The sequence below is a fragment of the Flavobacterium hungaricum genome (assembly GCF_015182285.1).
GTDB lineage: Bacteria > Bacteroidota > Bacteroidia > Flavobacteriales > Flavobacteriaceae > Flavobacterium > Flavobacterium hungaricum.
Map to the genome: position 1 here is coordinate 184281 of NZ_PRDM01000001.1, position 17847 is coordinate 202127.

Consider the following 17847-nt stretch of genomic DNA (forward strand, 5'->3'; position numbering starts at 1 on the left):
AAACGTACTCTTAGAGCGCCATAGATGGCCTCTAAAGAAGTTATCCAAAGTTATTTATCCTGCAAAATGAAATCTAAATTTCCTAGGATAAGCAAAAAAAATGTCTTGAAAAACTCAATAGATTTGAGCTTTATGGTATATATCGTAATTGTGAAAATGCACAGTTGTTTTTTATCTCATATTAAAGGTTATTTTTCTTTTTTGAGAACCAGGGATGAAAGTGTCGGGTTTTTGATTATCCGTTCCATTTCGCTTTGTATTATTTCCTGAATCTCAATTTTGATCTGCAGATAATTTTTCTGGACAATAACATTACCTATGTTTTGAATGATAGGGATTTCTTTGTAATTATCTGTTTCTTTTTTAATTTTTTCGTGGTCGTTGATTATCTCACAGTGAAAGGTCTTAAGTTCAATTCTGCAGTCCGGGTTGTCAGCTGTCATGCCAACAAATTCCCCCGAACTCAGCGTTGAAATCTTTGATGGCGGCACCGCTGATTCGAGCTGTCTTGAAAGGCTGATAGAGGTGTCGCTGCTGTTGATGGTGAGGCTTTCGCGATCCTGCATTATTTTTCCGAAACGCTCTGATAGCTGTTTGGCGGTATCCCCGCTGACCTGTCCTGATACAATATTTCCAACGATGTTGACAATCACGTCAGCCTGTTCGCGGCCGTAGTCCTTACGCAGCTGGCTGAAGTCCTGAATCCCAAGACAGGTGCTCACTCTGTTGCTTCTTGCCGTGGCAATCAGACTGTCAATATTGTTGAGATAGATTGTTGGGAACTCGTCAAAAATAAGGCTGCTTTTTAGTTTTCCCTTCTGGTTTACCTGTTTGATAAGACGGCTGACGAAAAGGGAAAGCACCGCTCCGTAAGTCTGTATTTTCTGCGGATTGTTTCCCATTGAAACGATTTTCGGATCGGATGGATTATTAATGTCAAGGGTAAAATCACTGCCCGACAGCACATAATAAAGCTGTGGAGAAGAGAGTTTTGCCAGCGATATTTTAGCTGAAGCAATTTGGCCCTCCAGCTGGTCTACAGCCTCGTTCAGGAAGGCGCTGACAAAGGGATTGATGAGCACTTCAATCTCTTTTTCGGTTCGCAGAAGCGTGAAAAGGCTCTCGTAATCGGTCTGTATCATTTCAATGACATGGGGCAGGGTGCAGTATTGGCCATCGCTGTATTTTCTGAGGTACCAGATTACTGCGGTCAGGAAATTTATGGGCGATTCCACAAAGAAATCGCCCTGTTTTTTAATCCACTCCCGATTGAGTCCCATAAGGATTGTGCGGGCAGACTCAGCGGCATCGGTAATGTCTGTCATTGCCGCAGGATCAAGGGGATTACAGCGGTGGGTTCTGGAGAGGTCATCAAAATTTATGATGTAAAATTTGGGTTCCACGTCATAAAGATGACGGAATTTCAGCCAGGCATTATAGGCGATAACGGTTAGATCGTCGAATTTGAAATCATAGATGAACATGGAAAAGCCTTTGGCAATGTGCTGGGTGATTATATGGCGGATTACAAAGTATGATTTTCCCGAACCCGGCGTGCCTGGAACCAAAATGCCTCGGAAGGGATTTATAATGTTAATCCAGCTGCTGCGCACTTTGTCTTTGAGATGATAGCGTGCGGGAAGGTTAACGGAATATTCGTTTTCAATAAGCCTTTCCTCCTGGGGGAAAGTTTCATTTTCCTTATTGAATATATCTGCTGAACTAAGCTTTCTGCGGATAATGCGGGAGAGCAGGGTGCCCCCGGAGAGTGTCATCAGATAGCCCAAAGAACACAGTGAGATATATAGTACGGAGCATACCTCAGCATCCGCAAATATTACAAAAGCCAGATAGGAACCAAAGTAAAGCAGGAGGCCCATTGAGATATAATAAAAAGCAGTTCTAAAATGGAGTTTTTCATCTTTTCTTCCTCTGGCACCCATAAGGGAAATAACCAAGAGTCCAAGTGCAAAAAGCTTTGATTTATGGAAGCTGTCCAGAAGTCCAGTACGATAAATATTCTCCATTATCCTGGAGGCAAAATCCGGTGCAAGATTCCAATGCCTGAAGGAATCGAAGCAGTAATGATAAAAATGGATGAGCAGCACTGTAATGCCCATAAGTCTTGTCATATCTAAAATTTTTCTAAGCGCCTGTTCATTTTCTCCCGTCTGCATGCTGTTGATTTTTATGTGTTAATTATTATCGGACTGTCCTTTTCTCCTTCTTTTTTTCCGCTTGTTTTTAAGCTCTCGGGTAACGTAATCTAACGGCGTTCCGGCGTAAAGCACTTCATCAATTATCCGCTGCACTTCCCCTGCGGAAATAAAGGAGCCGTGCTTCTGAGCCGTACCATCAGGAACTGTATACTGCTTCTCAGAATGGGACGATTGGCCCAGACGCTGCAGGAGCCCTTTGGCGGCATATCCTGATCCGAGACTGCTTCCGTTGAAAACGCATCTGGTGTTATGATCTATGTAGGTCATGCCGTATATAAACCCCTGTTCATTTTTTCTGACAACTGCTGTAATGCCCTGATTCGCCAGCCGTGTTTCGAGCTGCGAGAGTGTTATGGATGGGTATTTCAAAAGGAGCAGATCCACCGCGTTTCGGGTTCTTTTCATGTTTATCATACGAGAAGTTTTAGCTGCAGCAAAATTAATTTCAAGCCGGGAAAGAGTAGGCTTGGAATAAAAACTGCTGGCTTTTATAGGAACCCCGACAGTCTTTTTGTTCTCATCCAGAATCTGGTAGATCAGCCCTTTGTTCTGAAACATTTCTGAATTTTCCTTTCCCCTTTCCGCCTTCACGTTATACAGGTTCAATACTGCGTTCAGCTCACCCAGCGTTGTGTATTTGTAGTTCGGAATGACCGCATTGAGTACACTGCCGATGGCTCTTTTGGAATCCACTGCCCCGTATTTTATTTTTTCCGCATCAATGGCATTAATAAGTATCGGACTCTGTTTTTTTCTCGAATCTGCCCGAACCAGATTAAAAGAAATCTCCAATTCTCTGCGGGCCGTTTCGGACTGGTTTCTACCAATATTGTGCATATTGATTCTTGAGCCATCTGCCCTCACATTTATTGCTGCGATATGCAGGTGCGGATGTCCCGCATCATGATGCTGGTAGACCAGATAAGGCTGTGCGCCGAATCCAATTTTCTCCATATAAGAAGAGGCAATCTGCATGAGTTTCTCTTTTGATAAACCCTTATCGGACCGGTCAAAATTCAGTGAAATGTGCACAGCGCCGCGTTTGACATTTTCATTGAGCTGGAGCTGTCTTAGAAATACGCCGAGCTTAAAAGATTCTGACATTTTTTCAATATCGATGGGATAATTTCCCTCGCCGATGCACACAGCTGCACCCTGGGAAACTTTATTCTCATTATAGATAAGGATGCCTCTTATCGAGTGTCCTGTGTTTATGACTGCAACCATTTTTGGGCGAGATTTTCAATGCTTTTTTTTATTTCTTCAACCAGCGAAAAAAATTTGTTCCTGTCGGAATCAAAAGCCAGAATCCAAATTCTGAAATCGGCAATTTCAAAAAGGGTGTGGAGTTTTTTAACGCTTTGATTGAAATTATTTCCCATGAAATTAAGCTGTGTCCTAAGCTGTATAAGATCCTGCAGCAGCTTATCGAGAGACTCGTTTCTATATCTCATAACAATGGGTTTTCTCAGCAGATTTCTGCGGACGAATTCACTGCGTTTGCGGCAGACTGAAGCTTTAAAATTTCTGTCAATCTGCTCGAATTCTTCTTTGGTCAGCCGGATGTGCAGCCATCTGTTTCTGCTATTGTTTTTTTCTTCCATGATCTTTTCTTTTCGTTGTTTCAATTTCATTCAACCTTTAAGTTTCACTGCCAGCGAGTTCCGAGCAGAGGGGCAGCAAGATTTTTGGTTGTGATACAACCAGACATCTTGCTGACTGCAGAAAACCGCAGTCCTAAAGCTTCTAAACGTCTTTTTTCTGCTGCAGCAATCAGCTAAGAAGCAGCTGTCATCCCTAATAAAAATTAAAGGGAATCCATTCAGAATCAGCTTCAAAAATCTAAAATGCACCAATTGAACAGGTTCTAGCGATTTACATGAGAGCTAAATTAGAAAAGGCCTCCAAGCCATGCAATCCTCCCCAAATTTTGAGTAGGGTAAATAAGGATGATACCTTATAATTTTACGGTAAGTGAAATATTAATTTAAAATGATGAAGTATGATTACAGCAAATGATGCGGCCAAGGTTTTTGATACGGTGCTGAGTATCCCTGGCATGAATGAACCGGTGAAAATGGATTTGAAAATTTCACGAAAAAATGTGCTGCTTTTAAGCCATTTGATACAGGACGGGCTGAAGATAAGAGAAGGATCTTCGGTACTATTGGAGAGCATAAGCGAGCAGGGAAGGACAGAACTGGAGAGTCTTTCTCAAGAGTGCCTGCAGAAAGCAGGGCTTATAGAGCTGCATGAAAAACTTGCCGGAATCAGCGCCTCGATAAAAGGCTGATTTCAAAAACAATTACAATGATTTAATGCCTGTGCGATTCTTACAAAGTGCAGGCATTTATTTTTTATGCCATCTCAAATGTAAAACTGCCTGATTTTCAAAGTTTTTGGCTTTATTTTTAAAGGGTGTATACGAAATTTCGTATATACATTTGTATAAAGAAATTGGAAAAGCAACATCTGATTTTTTAAAACAGCTTATAATTTCAAAAAATAAATAATGATGATGATTCCAGTTACTTCGGTTAAACGTTTTATGATCCAAACGATATGCAGTTTGTTTGCAGGGCTGTTTATATATGCAGCAGTAAGTAAAATACTGGATTTCGAAAATTTTAAAGTGCAGCTTGGCCAGTCACCTCTTATCAGTGCTTATGCAGGCTTGATTTCTTGGGCTGTAATTGCAATAGAAATTATTATCGCATTTTTTGTCATTATTCGAAGAACGAGGACTTTCGGATTATTTGCATCACTTGGATTAATGACTATGTTTACGGCATACATCTTTTTAATTTTAAATTTCGGTTCCTTTATACCCTGTTCATGCGGAGGAATTTTGGAAAAAATGAGCTGGCAAGCGCATTTTATATTCAATATAGTGTTTGTAATAATGGCTTTAGTCGGAATTTTTAAAAATGAAGAGCTAAAGCAAAGTAATAAGAAGAATGTTTCCAAAGCTAAGCTGACGCAAATTTCTGTAATAGTTATCATACTAAGTACCACTGTTATGATTGTACTATTTTTTACTTCGGAGACCATTATGCACAAAAACAATCCGTTCATTAGACGTTATCCGCAGCATCCGGTTGAATTTTCCGCTTTAGTCGATATCAAATATAACTCCCATTATATCGCAGGAATTTCTGATTCCCGGATTTATATGGGCAATTACCAATATCCCGCCTATATCCTTTCCTTCGATCATAATTTAAAGAAGAGAAGAGTTGAAAAGATGCACCTGGATCTAAAAAGCAAACCATTTAGGACGATAACCGTAAATGTCAAGCCGCCTTTCTTTTATATTACTGACGGAACTGTTCCAGTGCTTTTACGAGGGAAAATTAAAGACTGGAAAATTACAAAGGACCTGAAAGGAATACCCTATTTTACAAAGGCTGTTATTATGGACAGTTTAAGTGCTGTCATACGTTCAAATAACTCAAAAAAAGCAGCCAATGTAATTGCGGTTTTCAATTCAGATGCTACTGAAAAAATCAGCTATAAAAGAGCACTGCTTGAGAAACAGAAGGATGGGATTTTTGATACAGACGGTATGCTTCTATATAGCAGTGAATCTGAATTAATTGTCTATCTGTATTACTACCGCAATGCATTTTTTACAGCAGATAAAAAAGGAACGCTGCTTTCAAGAGGAAATACAATTGACACTATAAGTCATGTTAGTTTTAAAGTGTCGACATTAAATAATGGAAAAAGTTTTGCTATCAGTTCCCCTAGAGAAGTTGTTAACGCAAAAGCTGCCGTTTATAAAAATCTGCTTTTTGTACATTCTAAAATTAAAGGCAAATACGAGAATGAAAAGTTATGGAATCGTTCCTTTATAATTGATGTTTATGATTTAAAAACCATGACCTATCGAATGAGTTTTCCGATCTATCACACTTCAGGTAACCAGCTAAATTCACTGATGATCAGCGATAATAATTTATATGCACTGATAGGTACTGATCTTGTTGTTTATAAACTTAGCGAAATCCTTAAAAAAGAAATAAAATAAACCTAAAAAAAAACTATAAATGCAATAATATACCGGCCGGTGTCAGGGCTTAGATCGAACACCTGTATAAAAAAGTAGATCAGATTATTATATAAAAATTAGTTATTATGAAAACGTTATTTGTAAAAAATGTGATGCCAGCTGCAGTTGCAGTGCTGGCTATAGCTGGAGCATTTGCAACGACTTCAATGCAGCGTGCGGAGAAAGCTAAGACAGTCGCGCTTACCACAGGGTATTATTTCTCCAATGGTCAGTGTAACCAAGGGCCTGTGGAATGTTCTGATATTCCAAAGGATGAGGTCTGCAGGCTAAACATTGACTCCGGTCCGACCATTTACGACAGGGATGAGGATAACAACTGTCCACTGCCATTATACCGCATAGTAGATGGCCAATAATTTTGTAAACAGAGAGGATGCAGTTCCAAATATGGAACTGCATTTTTTAATTCATTAATTTACCCCGAAAGAAATCCAGTCCGAAGTGTGATCATCTTTCAAAAAATAATTAAACCACTGCAATGTCCGGATAGTAATATCTTTCTGGTTTTTCTTGTCAAGCAAAATATGGCCTTCATCGGGGTAGAGCAGCATGATGCTTTTTTTTCTTAATCTGCGAAGAGCTAGATAAAATTCTTGGCTTTGGCGCATGTCTACCTGAGGATCATTTTTACCGCTCCATAGGAGCAGTGGCTTATCTATTTTATCAGCGTGGAAAATTGCAGAATTGGCTTTATAAAGCTCAGGGATTTCATGGGGTGATCCCATATTCCATTGCTCAGCTTCAAATCGCCAGATATTAGGACGGCCAAAACTTCCCACGGAATGATAGTAACTCACCAGATCAGTAATAGCCCCGCTCGCTACAACGCTTGCAAACATAGAGGTTTGGGTTGTAATAAACAAAGACTCATACCCCCCGAATGAATGTCCAAGCAGACCGATCTTCTGGAAATTTACAAGATCTTTTGTTAAAACTTTTCTAACTGCTGAAGCAACACAGTCGAAAGCCGAGATACCGGGATTCTGATACTCTAATTTAATATCTGGAAGCAGGACAAAATACCCTTCCAAACTATATACTAAAGCATTGAAGCCACCTCCGTTAAGCAGACTGGGATTCTGATACATATGAAGTTCACTGGATTTTTTCTCGTATATATTCACAACCATGGGATATTTTTTATCTGGATTGTATGCTGCAGGATAAATCAGCACAGCTTTCAGACTGTCACCTTTCGAATTCTCAAAGGATATTAATTCTGATTTTCCCCAGAAATACTTTTTATGCTGTGCATTGCTTTTGAAAAAAGTAATGCTTTTTCCCGTAACATTATTTAAACTGACCAGCTGTGGAGGGACATCAAAATTTTGTTCCCGATAAAATATATGCTGTTTATTGTCAGTGAGCTTGAACTGGTCCAGATAGCTTTCTGAAAAATGAAGCTGTTTTTCTCCAGCTGACTTTTTCCAGATGAAGCACCCTATATTTTCATTAGGACCTTTTGCGCGGAGGAAAAGAGGCTTGTCAAGATCAAATGTTTGCAAAACAGGGCCATCATAAATTTTTTTTAGATGCCTGCTGTCGGGGATAATTATACGGTAGACTATTTGTTTTTCCCGTCCTTTGGTTAGTCTGCGGGCAGATTTTCCATCTGGATTTATGCTCCAGATATCAAACTGATCATAAATTAAAATTTTTTTATCACCATCTGTCCATCCTGGATTTCCATATACAGATTCAGGGATAAGTTCATATTTTTTTCCCTTAAAGTTTACTTTAAGTGTAGCTGTAATATTCGTATGGGTATCTTCTTTGGGGTTATATATCCACCAATTACTTTCTTTAAAATAGGCAAAATATTTTCCGCCAGGTGAGGGGTTAAGCGCATAATAATCATACGGATGGTTTTTTAAGAATATTTTTTTCTCAAAGGTCTTTAAATCCACGGCATAGAAATCCCTACAACCTTCATATTCAAACTGAGGTTCATACTGTTTTGGATTTGAAAGATAGGCATAATTCATGTCTGCATCTAGTATTATTGAAGGAAGGCTTTGGGAGGTTACGGCCTTTAATTTGCTCTGATCTGGAAGCCACATTGCACACCTTGTCTTGTCCAGAAGCGCCCCCTGCTTTATCTGATCAGTATATATCAATTTATCCTGTGTGTTCCATATTTCAACCTTGTTTTTAGCTGTTAAAGGAAATGACTGGCAGTTATTTTTTACTGCAAAGAATACTTTTTGAAGATCGTCGGAAATTATTATTTGACGGCTTATTTCGGGCGTAATGCACCAACTTTTGAAAAATATAGAGTCGCTTTCGGAGCTGAGTTTAAAGGTTCTATTTTCATTTTTTCTGTAATAAAAAAGCCTGTTGTGGCGCTCGTCTTTGAATTGTTCAATAAATGCAACTCCCTGTCCTTTTCTCTGCCACACAGCTGAAGTAATTTTTTCCTCGGAATCTTTAATTAGCCAAGCCATATTATCCATTTTTTTTAAGTCCACATAGGCCGCACTATTTTTATTATTATCGCAGACGGTGTAAAAAAGGCTACTTCCTTCAGGACTTAATAGAAAGTTTGTGACCTTTGAGATCAATATGGATTTACGGGTCTTAAGTGAGTAAATTTCAAGTGCATCCTTATTGGTGCCAGTACTGTACAGCAGCAAAACCATCTGTTCTGCATTGCTACAGGAAAATGATTCAACGCCTTCAAAAGTTTTTTCAATTAGAGTCTTTAGATCAAGGATGTGAAGTCGGTCGTTTATTATGCAGATAAAACTATTACCAAGAAATGTTCCCTGCTTGCCATCAGCAAAACGAAAGGTTTTATTATTGAAAACATTTTGGACCAAAAGAGTATCAGATTCATTTTCGTAAGACATTTTAAAAGAAGCCCAGTTTTCATCTGGGCTTACTTTTTCCAAAACAGTTTGGCCCCAGAAATGGTAATCTTCGGGTAGGAGCTTTTTTTTCTGCAGATCCTGCCCCCGAAGGGGACAGGTTACTAATAACAAAATAAATGCAGATAAAAAAAATGAACAATACATGCTGCAGTTCCTTATGGTACTGCAGTGCTTCTTAATTATAATTTGTAACATGCTTATAGTTTTACGTTAATACCCGGGATTCTGCGGGAGTAGGTTTGGATTTGTGGCTAATTCACTCTGAGGGATCGGAAGTAAGATATTGGTGGTATTCCACGCCATTTTAATAGGACCAAGTACATTGTCAAGCTTTCCTGTTCGTTTCAGATCAAAAAAACGATGCCCCTGCTCTGTGAATAATTCATGTCTTCTTTCATGGACTACCGCTTCGATAATTTCCTGCTGTGATACGGCACCAGTATTGGTCAACCCTGCCCGGTTTCTGACTTTGTTCAGATCTTCTTTAGCTCCTATCAGGTCACCCTGGTAAGCTCTGGATTCAGCCCTAATTAAAAATTGTTCTGCTAATCTGAAAACAATAGAATATTCCTTTGAGACCGCAGTGGCATTATTTTCTTTGTATTTGAAAGCGTGATAAAATGTAGCGCTATTTTTAGTGACAGCTTTTATCCATGCAGTTCTTCGCAGGTCTGCGGCGTCAAATGAACTGAGGAGAGTACCGCTAAGATATACCTGAGGAGGGGGAATTGCTGTGAAGGTAAAGTAAGAAGCTTCAGAGGTATTTCTTCCTGCAGTGCCGGCATGCAACTGCCATATGGTTTCTTTAGAAGAAATCAAAAAGGCGGTATTCAACGTCTCAAGAATGTAGAGCTGGTTTTGATTCAGAACAGCCGAGGCAGCATTTGATGCTTCTCCATATGCTTTGTTGTAAAGATAAATTCTGGCCAGAAGCGCCTGAACAGCTGCGGCATTGGGTCTAACTCTTTCCTGTTCTAAGTATTGAGAAGGAATCATTGTCAGAGCTTTTTGCAGATCAGCTTCGATATTTTCATAGATAAGAGGCAACGGCATTCTGGTAGCCTTGCTGTTTTTTCTAAAGTCGGTATCAGTAATATATGGTATACTTCCGAATAATTCTGAAAGATAAAAATGAAGCAGTGCCCTGATAAAATAACACTCGCCCTGCAACTGTTTTTTTTGTTCAATTGTCATTTTATCAGATTTGTGCGTACCTTCTAAAATGGCATTTGCAGCATAAATCTGGTTGTAAGAAACAGTCCAAAAACCACTAACTGCCGTATTCGTTGTCATTAATGAATTTTTATAGAAATTTAGACTGGAATTTGTCGGAGATTCGCTGCTGACAAGTTCGTCAGCATAGTTTCCCAAAAGGTTTGAGATTCCCTGACCTGTTCCTGTTAAGATTCCTCTGTCCCTGATACCAGAATAAATATTCAGTAGGGCTGCCTCGGCAGTATTATAATCCTCGAACACTGCCTCGGTAGTGAGCTGTGATTTAGGAAGACCAACTTCTATAAAGGAGTCACACGAGAATAGGGAATTAAAAAGTACTGTCAATGGGATATAAAGTTTTAATTTAGATAATGCTTTCATGATTTTTTGTTTTAAAAGTTTAACTGTATTCCAGCGGTTATTATCTTGAGGGGTGGAAGAAAACCATAACTTATAAATTCAGGATCACCATCTCTGTATTTTGTAAAAGTCAGCAGATTCTGTCCCTGAAGAACAATTTTTAATTGTGTATCTCGAAGATTCAGTGGTACATCATAGCTAAGACAAATATTTTTCAAACGGATAAAAGATGCATCAGTCACAAAGGCAGTACTTTCATTATATAATGCATCTGCAGTGACCGCTGCTTTGTCATAACCGGTGGTATATATCTGGTAGATGGCCTGATCTCCAGGCTGTGACCAGCTGTTTTTAATACGCTGCTGCTGGTTAGACATCAGTCCTGCAGGGCCCATTGGGTAACTTTTGTTTAGCTGCTTGGTAAATTGGAACAGAAAGTCCAGTGAAATTCTTTTGTAAATCAGTTGATTCTGGATTCCACCATAGTATTTTGGACTCAGATCCCGGACGATCTGTTTGTCTTCAGGAAAACTTATTATGCCGTCATTATTTATGTCTTGGTACTCATAAAGACCAGTTTGCGGATTTACTCCCTTGAAATTATAGAGCAATTGTATATTCAGCGGGCTGCCGATACGGTACTGATTTCTATAGGAAGAGGATTGCAGATTTGGGAAATCAACCAGTTTGGTACGCGGAGAGGTGAGGTTCAAACTGGTAGTCCAGGAAAAACTTCCTTGTGTAAAGTTTACTGTTCTTAGTGTAAATTCCAGACCGCTGTTTTCTACCACTGCGCCTAAATTGGCCTGTATGGACGTAAAGCCTGTTGTTGATGGCAAGGGGATTCCAACAAGCTGGTTGGATGATCTATTTCGGTACCAGGCTGTGGTAAAAAAAATCCGATCTTGAAGAAATCCAAGCTCCATTGCCACCTCTAGTTTTCTGTTGGTTTCCCATCCAAAACCAGCATTGTAGAGACGGGAAGGAGCAAGACCTGTGATGCCGCTGTATAGAACACTGTTGGCCGTGTAGGTGTCCAAAAACTGATAATCTCCAATCTGGTCGCTTCCAGTGGTTCCGTAACTTGCTCTGATTTTTCCAAAGTTCAGCCATGAATTGTCTTTTATAAATTGTTCTTTGTAAAAAAGCCATGCTGCGCCAACGGCACCAAAAAAGGCAAACTGGTTTCCCGGACCAAAACGGCTGGAACCATCCCTTCTAGCTGTCAGATTAAGGATATATCGCTGATGTAGGTTATAATTAAGACGTCCAAAAAAAGCCTGATACTTATACTGTGTTTCATCGTTGCCTAGGACACGGACAGTCTTGGCGGAAAGAAGATTATAAATTAGGTTGTTGGAGGTGAATCCCGTTCCTGACTGAACCATTCTGCTACTTTCCCTGTTCTGGAATGTAGCGCCAAGCAACATATCAAAGGCACCATACTGGGTGCTTTTCTTCCAATTCAGTTGCGGTTCAGCGATCCAAGAAAATCTTTGTATGTCATTAAGGAAAATCGAAGAGGACGCACTGGTTATGTTATAAGCCGGATTTTGAATTGTTGAAGGCACAATGCGGCTCTCATCGTTCTGAAGACTAGTGTATCCTATATTGATTTTGGCCGATAGTTCTTTTGCAATATCGTATGAAAAGACTGTATTTGCAGTTAAATCATTGGTATGTGATTTGAATTCCGTATTGAGATTTCTCAGCGGATTGTCCCATGTTCCGTTCTCCCAGTTCAACCGTCCATCGGCAGTGAAAAGTGAGGGTGCATTTGGAGGAAGCGATCGCGCATCATAGGTAAAATCATATGAAGGCTGGTTATTCCTCTGAATATTATATCCGACTGAGAATGACAAACGGAATTTGGAATCCTCCGACTGATGATTAAGACTTACATGAGCACCGGCTTTGCTATAAGTAAAATCACCAGGAAAAACAGTTGACTGGCTGTTATAGGATCCGTTTATAGAAAATTGGGTATTTACAGACCCGCCGGATATTGATGTATTAATATCTGTTAGCTGCGCGGTACCACCCAAGAGTTCTTTTTGCCAGTCGGTGCTACGGTTCTGGTCCCAAGTACCGTTAACATCATAATCAAGTGGACCGTAAGTGGTAATATTATCATTGGCAAATGCTTGTCTGCGCATCTTAAGATACTCGGTGGTATCCATAAGATTTAAAAATTTAGTAACCCTTCCAGTTCCGCTTGAAGCATTAATGGAATATCTCGTGCGGCCTGCCTTTCCCTTCTTTGTAGTTATTAGCACCACTCCGTTAGCCCCTCTGGAGCCGTAAATTGAGGTGGCGTCTGCATCTTTCAGGATTTCGATGCTTTCCACGCTGTCTGGATTAATGCTGTTCAGCGGACTGGTCAATCCAGGGAAAGAAGTACCGGTTTGGCTTGCTCCAATTGATTCGGATGAAAAAGGCACACCATCAATAATATACAGTGGCGAATTGCCGTCCGTACGAAGGCTATTCTGTCCACGGATTTTAATATCAAATCCTCCTCCTGGAACTCCAGTCGTCTGCGTAATGCTCACACCGGCCATACGTCCTTGCATAGAGGCAAGGATATTGCTAACGGGCTGATTTTCTATGTCTTTGGAAGTAATTCTTGCAATGCTACCCGTGCGCTCGCTTTCCTTGACCGAATAGTACCCTGCATTCACTTTCACTTCCTGCAGTGCGGTGGTGTCGTATTCCAGTCTGATATCGACCACAGTTCGGCCTGCAACAGCTATAACGGCAGTTTTAAATCCGATGTATGATACAATCAGCTCATCATCAGTAGCTGCGGTTATTGTATACTGTCCGCTGTAATCGGACACAGCAATGACAGGCTTGTTTTTTACGGAGATTGTAACACCGGGAAGGGGATCTGAGCCGTTGGTGACGACTCCTTTAATCTGAAGCTGCGGATTGGAATTCTGCCGAAAGGAAATGTTTGCGTAAAGAGATGAAAAAGACAACATAATGCCAAGAAAAAACAGGCAATAAAGCGCTTTTCCATCCTTGTAAAATGAAAAATAATTCATAATATTGGGATTGGTTAGTTAAATATGGATTTGATTGGCTAAGGTCCTCTGCTCTAGTTTGGTCGCTGCAGCTGAGGGCCATTTTTTATGTATTAAGTAACGGCTTAATAAGCATAATAGAAGTGACTGGTCTTATGTCAAATAAAATAGTTTTTACATTAAAAGGTTTAAATTTAATGCGAGACTTAATAAAAAGCAGTGGCTAAGAAATGATGAGATTACACTTAAGTTCCTAAAAAGGAGGCGTGGGTTTAAACTCAACTTAAATCGACTTAAAGGTACTGGTATACCCGCACACGAAATAAGTGAGCCCACGCCAATGACGTGAGCATCTAACTTATCATCCCGTGTGCAAAAATTACCAGTTTTATAAGTCGGGATTCAAAGCGAATGCTTCAAATATTTTAATGAAGTATCGCAAATATATGGATTCAGTTACAAATATAACAAAAAAGTTTAAAACTGGCACTATCGTGCCAATAAAAATGCTGGATAATTTTTTTATTTGTTAATATGTCGCAGAAATCAGGTGTCAATAGTGATTTAATAAAAAAAGAAGAAGTAACAAAAATTTTTTTGTTAGATAAATTGGTATGCAATTTTATTAATGAGGAATGGGTTTCAGACGACAAGTCTAATTTATCACAAAGTCATGAACTAGGCGTTCATCCTCATGTTTTGAGTAAAATTCGAAAAAATGATGGTTATCGTATACCGATGTCTACATTAGCTATTATGTGTTTTTACAAAAAGATAAAATTGTCGGATTTTTTTATTTTGATAGAAAATAAGTACGGATCTAAGATTAATGATGATTTTATTACTAAAACAGAAAAATAGCTAGGAGGATCAAAATCTTTTTAGTGATTAAAGATTTAAAAGAGATTTGTAAAAAATGGCACTAAAACTCTAGGAAAAAAAAATGCCATTATTAAAATGGCACTTAAATGAGTTTTTTATTTTTTTGATTCCTCAATAGAAACTTTTCTAAACTCTTTTAAAAGTTTTTCGATTTCTAAAGAAGATTTACGTGCTCTTGCACCGGCAGCTTTAACGCCTTTTTCTGATAATGATTCAGCTTCTGTTTTAAATGTTTCGATTTCAGCGTTGATTTTTGCAACAAGATCTTTCATAATACAATTTTTTTTCAATTAATCGGGCAAAAGTAAAATTTTGCCTTAAATGAAAACGATATTATTATAAAAATATTTTCATGAATTCTCTTTCTTCAGTTCTTTAAGAAAGTAACTGAACGAAATTCCTGTTTTTGAGTGGAATGCATTAGTAAATCGGGGAGTGGAAGTAAAACCGGCTTCCTCCGCCAGTGATCCTATGGAGTAATTTCTATGCATGCTTGAGTTTTGGAGTAGTTCCACCAGATAATCAATTTTTAGTTCATTGATGTAATCAGCAAAACGCTTGCCGCTGCGATGGTATATCACTTTTGAAAGGTATTTGCTGTTTGTATTAAATCGTACAGTTAAAGCGGCAAGTGTTGCCTCTTTGTGCAGGAATTTTTTATCCCTTTCAAATTTTTCAAGGTGTCTTATTATGTGCTGTACAGTGTCCTGCGAAATATCGGTTATTTCGAATTTATCGGGTGACTGTTTCTGGAAGCTGCTCTTTTAATTTTTTTCCAAAAGCAGATCAAATTTGATCTTATTGCGCTTTTTAGTTTCAAAGTGGTTATAGGTCCCGTAAATGACAGCGGAGAACAGAACTACAACCACGCTGATCAAAATAACGTCATAATATTTCTCTTTTACAAGCTGCTGCTGTATTTTTTCTTTTTCAAGCAGAATTTCCTTCGTGTCATATTCCTTGTGAATTTTGCCCATCAGGTACTTATTGGTATCTGTTAATATAGAATCTGCTTTTAAAAGCTGGTCTATATAATACAATTGGGATTTCAGGTTATTTTCTTTCTTGTAATATTTAATCATTAATTCAAAGACTTCTCTTAAATCGGGACGAATGTAGCCTTTTTCATCAAATGTCTTTTCCACCTTTTTGAAGTAAGGAACCGCTTTTGCCGGATGCTGCAGTTTCCAATAGTTTTTTCCAATGTAAAAATTGGCAATTGATTCATTTGCAAACTCTGTCATGCTGTTTAACTGCGGCATAACTTCCTGAAGCAATTGAATAGAAGTGTGATAATTATTTAGAAAGAACTGGTTGACTCCTTCGGAGTGCTTAAAAAATGATTCCATCTCGGGAATCTTAAGGCGCTCACATTCTTTAAGTCCTAAAGCATTAGTTTCGGAGCATTTACTGTAATCTCCAATCTTGTTGTAACAAACACTAAGTGAGTGCAGTGAATTTAAATAGGGGCGTGCCTGATTTTTTTTAAAATATGTAACGCATTCATTAAAGAGTGAAATAGCCTCATCATAGAAGCCGAGATAATATTTAATCTGAGCAATATGATATTTGGTTTTGTAGATCAGGTAATCATTATCGGTTTTGGAAATGCTTTCATTTGCTTTAATGTAGTAATCATAGGCTTTTATATAGTTTTTCTGGCTGTAATAGACTATTCCTTTGGATAGCTGAGCAGATCCGATCAGTTCGGGACTTCTTGACTTTACAGCTGTCTGTACCATGCTGTCAGCGTATTTTAAACGGAGAGTCATAGGTGACTGATGCAGCATATTTTGATATGCATTAACTAACTCTTCATGATTCTTTTCCCTTCGGGCTTTTCTTAAATAGGCATATAAATATGGAGATGCTTTCAGGCTGTCATTTTTGTATTGATAAATTTTATCATCCAGATATCCATAACTTTTAAAAATAAGGGAATCAGGAATTGTGCTGGGACTATTCTGGGCAGTTAAAGATTTAATTAGAAATAGCAGCAGCAGTACAGGTAAATTACATTTCATAATACATAGAAATTTTGAGTTTATGCTTTAATAAAAGCATAAATCAGATTAATAAAAAAAATGTAGAGGTCGTTAGAAAGCAGTTTTCAAAAATACTGTAATTATTTGAATTGCAATATTTAATGTAAGAAAAATACTTTATTGATTTCATGGAAATCGACTGTGGATTTTCGGAAAATCCATACATACGTTCTTGATTTATGATTTTTTGCAATTTAGATTTGCCTTGAATTCAACAGCAAAAGATTTAGTAAAGTACTGAACAAAAGTTCTGCTGGCCCGGGTAAAATGGACTGAGACAAGTTCTCAATTAACCAAACCATTTTGCATTATGAAAAATTTATTATTAACTGGTTTAATTATTTTTTTAGGTTCATGTTCAAATGACGATTTTAACAATTCTGATTTAAGATTGGTTTCCAGCCAAGCAATCAGCAGAGAGAAAACTGCAGATTTTAAAAATGGCTCTGCTTTAAATGAGAAGTTTAAGGAAGTTCCGGCGGGAGATTACATACTTCTAGTTCCTGCCCAATTAAAAGAAAAGATCATTTCTGTATTAAGGGCGCAACCTGAGCGAAATGTAGTAAAGACTTTTGAGAAAAGCACTTCTGATTTAGATACAATTTCTTCTGCAGAGGATCCTGTCTCAACATTACTTATAATTGTTGATGAAAGTACGCTGGGATCATCATTGAAACTTGATGTGAAGGGGTATATCGTCAATCTCGGAAATCTTCGCGGCCAGCAGTACCATATCGTGGATGATTTTATAATTCAGTACGAGATTACCAAACGACAGGATTCAACGCTTCTATCAGAAGAAACAGAAACCGTTCTATCTATTTCCTCAATTTCGGAAGCAGTTTTATTTAGCGAAAAGGATAGAAAGGACAGGGATTGGGAGACATCCACAACAAGTAAAAACAGCAGATATTAATGAAGTACCATGCTGTTGAAGTTAAATAACATACTATTTTAATATAGTTGATTAATAATTTTCTAATCTACCTGATTTATGAAAAAGAGAGCTTTGTTTTATATTTTATTGTTCCTTTTTAATCTATGCAGCCTTTATTTTATAATGAAGCTTTTTACTGCTGATCTGCTGGTCCAGTACGTACTTTACGAGGACAATATTACTGAGAGTCCGAGATTAACCGCATATGTTTTATACATCTG

14 protein-coding genes are annotated in these 17847 nt (G+C 38.4%); 5 read left to right on the forward strand and 9 right to left on the reverse strand.

Features of this window, described 5'->3' with window-relative positions:
- Positions 1-188: 188 nt before the first annotated feature.
- Genes mobC through C4F50_RS00665 form a run of 3 tightly spaced genes read right to left on the reverse strand, consistent with a single transcriptional unit; the run spans position 189 to position 3853 of the window.
- Positions 189-2177, reverse strand: coding sequence for a conjugal transfer protein MobC (gene mobC, locus C4F50_RS00655; RefSeq protein WP_193844511.1), 1989 nt, complete (start codon positions 2175-2177; stop codon positions 189-191).
- A gap of 18 nt (positions 2178-2195) precedes the next feature.
- Positions 2196-3446, reverse strand: coding sequence for a relaxase/mobilization nuclease domain-containing protein (locus tag C4F50_RS00660; protein WP_193844512.1), 1251 nt, complete (start codon positions 3444-3446; stop codon positions 2196-2198).
- On the reverse strand, positions 3431-3853 hold the full coding sequence (locus tag C4F50_RS00665; protein WP_228011930.1) for a plasmid mobilization protein: 423 nt from the start codon (positions 3851-3853) through the stop codon (positions 3431-3433). Before C4F50_RS00665 ends, C4F50_RS00660 begins: the two co-directional genes overlap by 16 nt.
- Before the next feature lie 368 nt (positions 3854-4221).
- Here C4F50_RS00665 and C4F50_RS00670 point away from each other — a divergent pair, with 368 nt between their 5' ends.
- The 3 genes from C4F50_RS00670 to C4F50_RS00680 all read left to right on the forward strand — a co-directional run bounded on the left by C4F50_RS00670 (position 4222) and on the right by C4F50_RS00680 (position 6647).
- Entirely contained in the window at positions 4222-4512 is a 291-nt protein-coding gene (locus C4F50_RS00670) for a hypothetical protein (protein ID WP_099719111.1), read from the forward strand.
- Between the two features lie 219 nt (positions 4513-4731).
- The gene (locus tag C4F50_RS00675; RefSeq protein ID WP_193844514.1) at positions 4732-6249 is read left to right on the forward strand and encodes a MauE/DoxX family redox-associated membrane protein; all 1518 of its coding nucleotides are present in this window, start codon (positions 4732-4734) and stop codon (positions 6247-6249) included.
- 107 nt (positions 6250-6356) lie between these two features.
- Positions 6357-6647, forward strand: a complete 291-nt coding sequence (locus tag C4F50_RS00680; protein WP_193844515.1) for a DUF6520 family protein — start codon at positions 6357-6359, stop codon at positions 6645-6647.
- Positions 6648-6701: 54 nt separating this feature from the next.
- Here C4F50_RS00680 and C4F50_RS00685 read toward each other — a convergent pair whose 3' ends face one another.
- From C4F50_RS00685 to C4F50_RS00695, 3 genes are all read right to left on the reverse strand, one after another.
- Positions 6702-9272 (reverse strand): alpha/beta hydrolase family protein, encoded by a 2571-nt coding sequence (locus tag C4F50_RS00685; protein ID WP_228011931.1) that lies wholly within the window; start codon positions 9270-9272, stop codon positions 6702-6704.
- 99 nt (positions 9273-9371) lie between these two features.
- Complete coding sequence (locus C4F50_RS00690) at positions 9372-10757, reverse strand: RagB/SusD family nutrient uptake outer membrane protein (protein WP_193844517.1); 1386 nt, start codon at positions 10755-10757, stop codon at positions 9372-9374.
- An 11-nt stretch (positions 10758-10768) separates the two neighbouring features.
- Positions 10769-13783: a SusC/RagA family TonB-linked outer membrane protein gene (locus C4F50_RS00695; protein WP_193844518.1), complete on the reverse strand. Its 3015-nt coding sequence runs from the start codon at positions 13781-13783 to the stop codon at positions 10769-10771.
- Between the two features lie 513 nt (positions 13784-14296).
- On the opposite strand from C4F50_RS00695, the gene C4F50_RS00700 reads away from it, so the two are divergent.
- Positions 14297-14623, forward strand: a complete 327-nt coding sequence (locus C4F50_RS00700) for a hypothetical protein (protein ID WP_193844519.1) — start codon at positions 14297-14299, stop codon at positions 14621-14623.
- Between the two features lie 116 nt (positions 14624-14739).
- On the opposite strand, the gene C4F50_RS00705 is transcribed toward C4F50_RS00700, so the two are convergent.
- The 3 genes from C4F50_RS00705 to C4F50_RS00715 form a co-directional block, all read right to left on the reverse strand.
- On the reverse strand, positions 14740-14916 hold the full coding sequence (locus C4F50_RS00705; protein WP_193844520.1) for a histone H1: 177 nt from the start codon (positions 14914-14916) through the stop codon (positions 14740-14742).
- Between the two features lie 78 nt (positions 14917-14994).
- Complete coding sequence (locus tag C4F50_RS00710) at positions 14995-15369, reverse strand: helix-turn-helix domain-containing protein (RefSeq protein WP_348536981.1); 375 nt, start codon at positions 15367-15369, stop codon at positions 14995-14997.
- A 39-nt stretch (positions 15370-15408) separates the two neighbouring features.
- Positions 15409-16668, reverse strand: coding sequence for a tetratricopeptide repeat protein (locus C4F50_RS00715; protein WP_193844522.1), 1260 nt, complete (start codon positions 16666-16668; stop codon positions 15409-15411).
- Between the two features lie 331 nt (positions 16669-16999).
- Between C4F50_RS00715 and C4F50_RS00720 the strand changes: the two genes are divergently transcribed.
- Positions 17000-17605, forward strand: coding sequence for a hypothetical protein (locus C4F50_RS00720; protein ID WP_193844523.1), 606 nt, complete (start codon positions 17000-17002; stop codon positions 17603-17605).
- The last annotated feature ends 242 nt before the right edge of the window (positions 17606-17847 follow it).

Coding starts and splice junctions, on each gene's coding strand:
- mobC (WP_193844511.1), bottom strand. CDS start 2,177: ATGCAGACGGGAGAAAATGAACAGGCGCTTAGAAAAATTTTAGATATG.
- C4F50_RS00660 (WP_193844512.1), bottom strand. CDS start 3,446: ATGGTTGCAGTCATAAACACAGGACACTCGATAAGAGGCATCCTTATC.
- C4F50_RS00665 (WP_228011930.1), bottom strand. CDS start 3,853: ATGAAATTGAAACAACGAAAAGAAAAGATCATGGAAGAAAAAAACAAT.
- C4F50_RS00670 (WP_099719111.1), top strand. CDS start 4,222: ATGATTACAGCAAATGATGCGGCCAAGGTTTTTGATACGGTGCTGAGT.
- C4F50_RS00675 (WP_193844514.1), top strand. CDS start 4,732: ATGATGATGATTCCAGTTACTTCGGTTAAACGTTTTATGATCCAAACG.
- C4F50_RS00680 (WP_193844515.1), top strand. CDS start 6,357: ATGAAAACGTTATTTGTAAAAAATGTGATGCCAGCTGCAGTTGCAGTG.
- C4F50_RS00690 (WP_193844517.1), bottom strand. CDS start 10,757: ATGAAAGCATTATCTAAATTAAAACTTTATATCCCATTGACAGTACTT.
- C4F50_RS00695 (WP_193844518.1), bottom strand. CDS start 13,783: ATGAATTATTTTTCATTTTACAAGGATGGAAAAGCGCTTTATTGCCTG.
- C4F50_RS00700 (WP_193844519.1), top strand. CDS start 14,297: ATGTCGCAGAAATCAGGTGTCAATAGTGATTTAATAAAAAAAGAAGAA.
- C4F50_RS00705 (WP_193844520.1), bottom strand. CDS start 14,916: ATGAAAGATCTTGTTGCAAAAATCAACGCTGAAATCGAAACATTTAAA.
- C4F50_RS00715 (WP_193844522.1), bottom strand. CDS start 16,668: ATGAAATGTAATTTACCTGTACTGCTGCTGCTATTTCTAATTAAATCT.
- C4F50_RS00720 (WP_193844523.1), top strand. CDS start 17,000: ATGAAAAATTTATTATTAACTGGTTTAATTATTTTTTTAGGTTCATGT.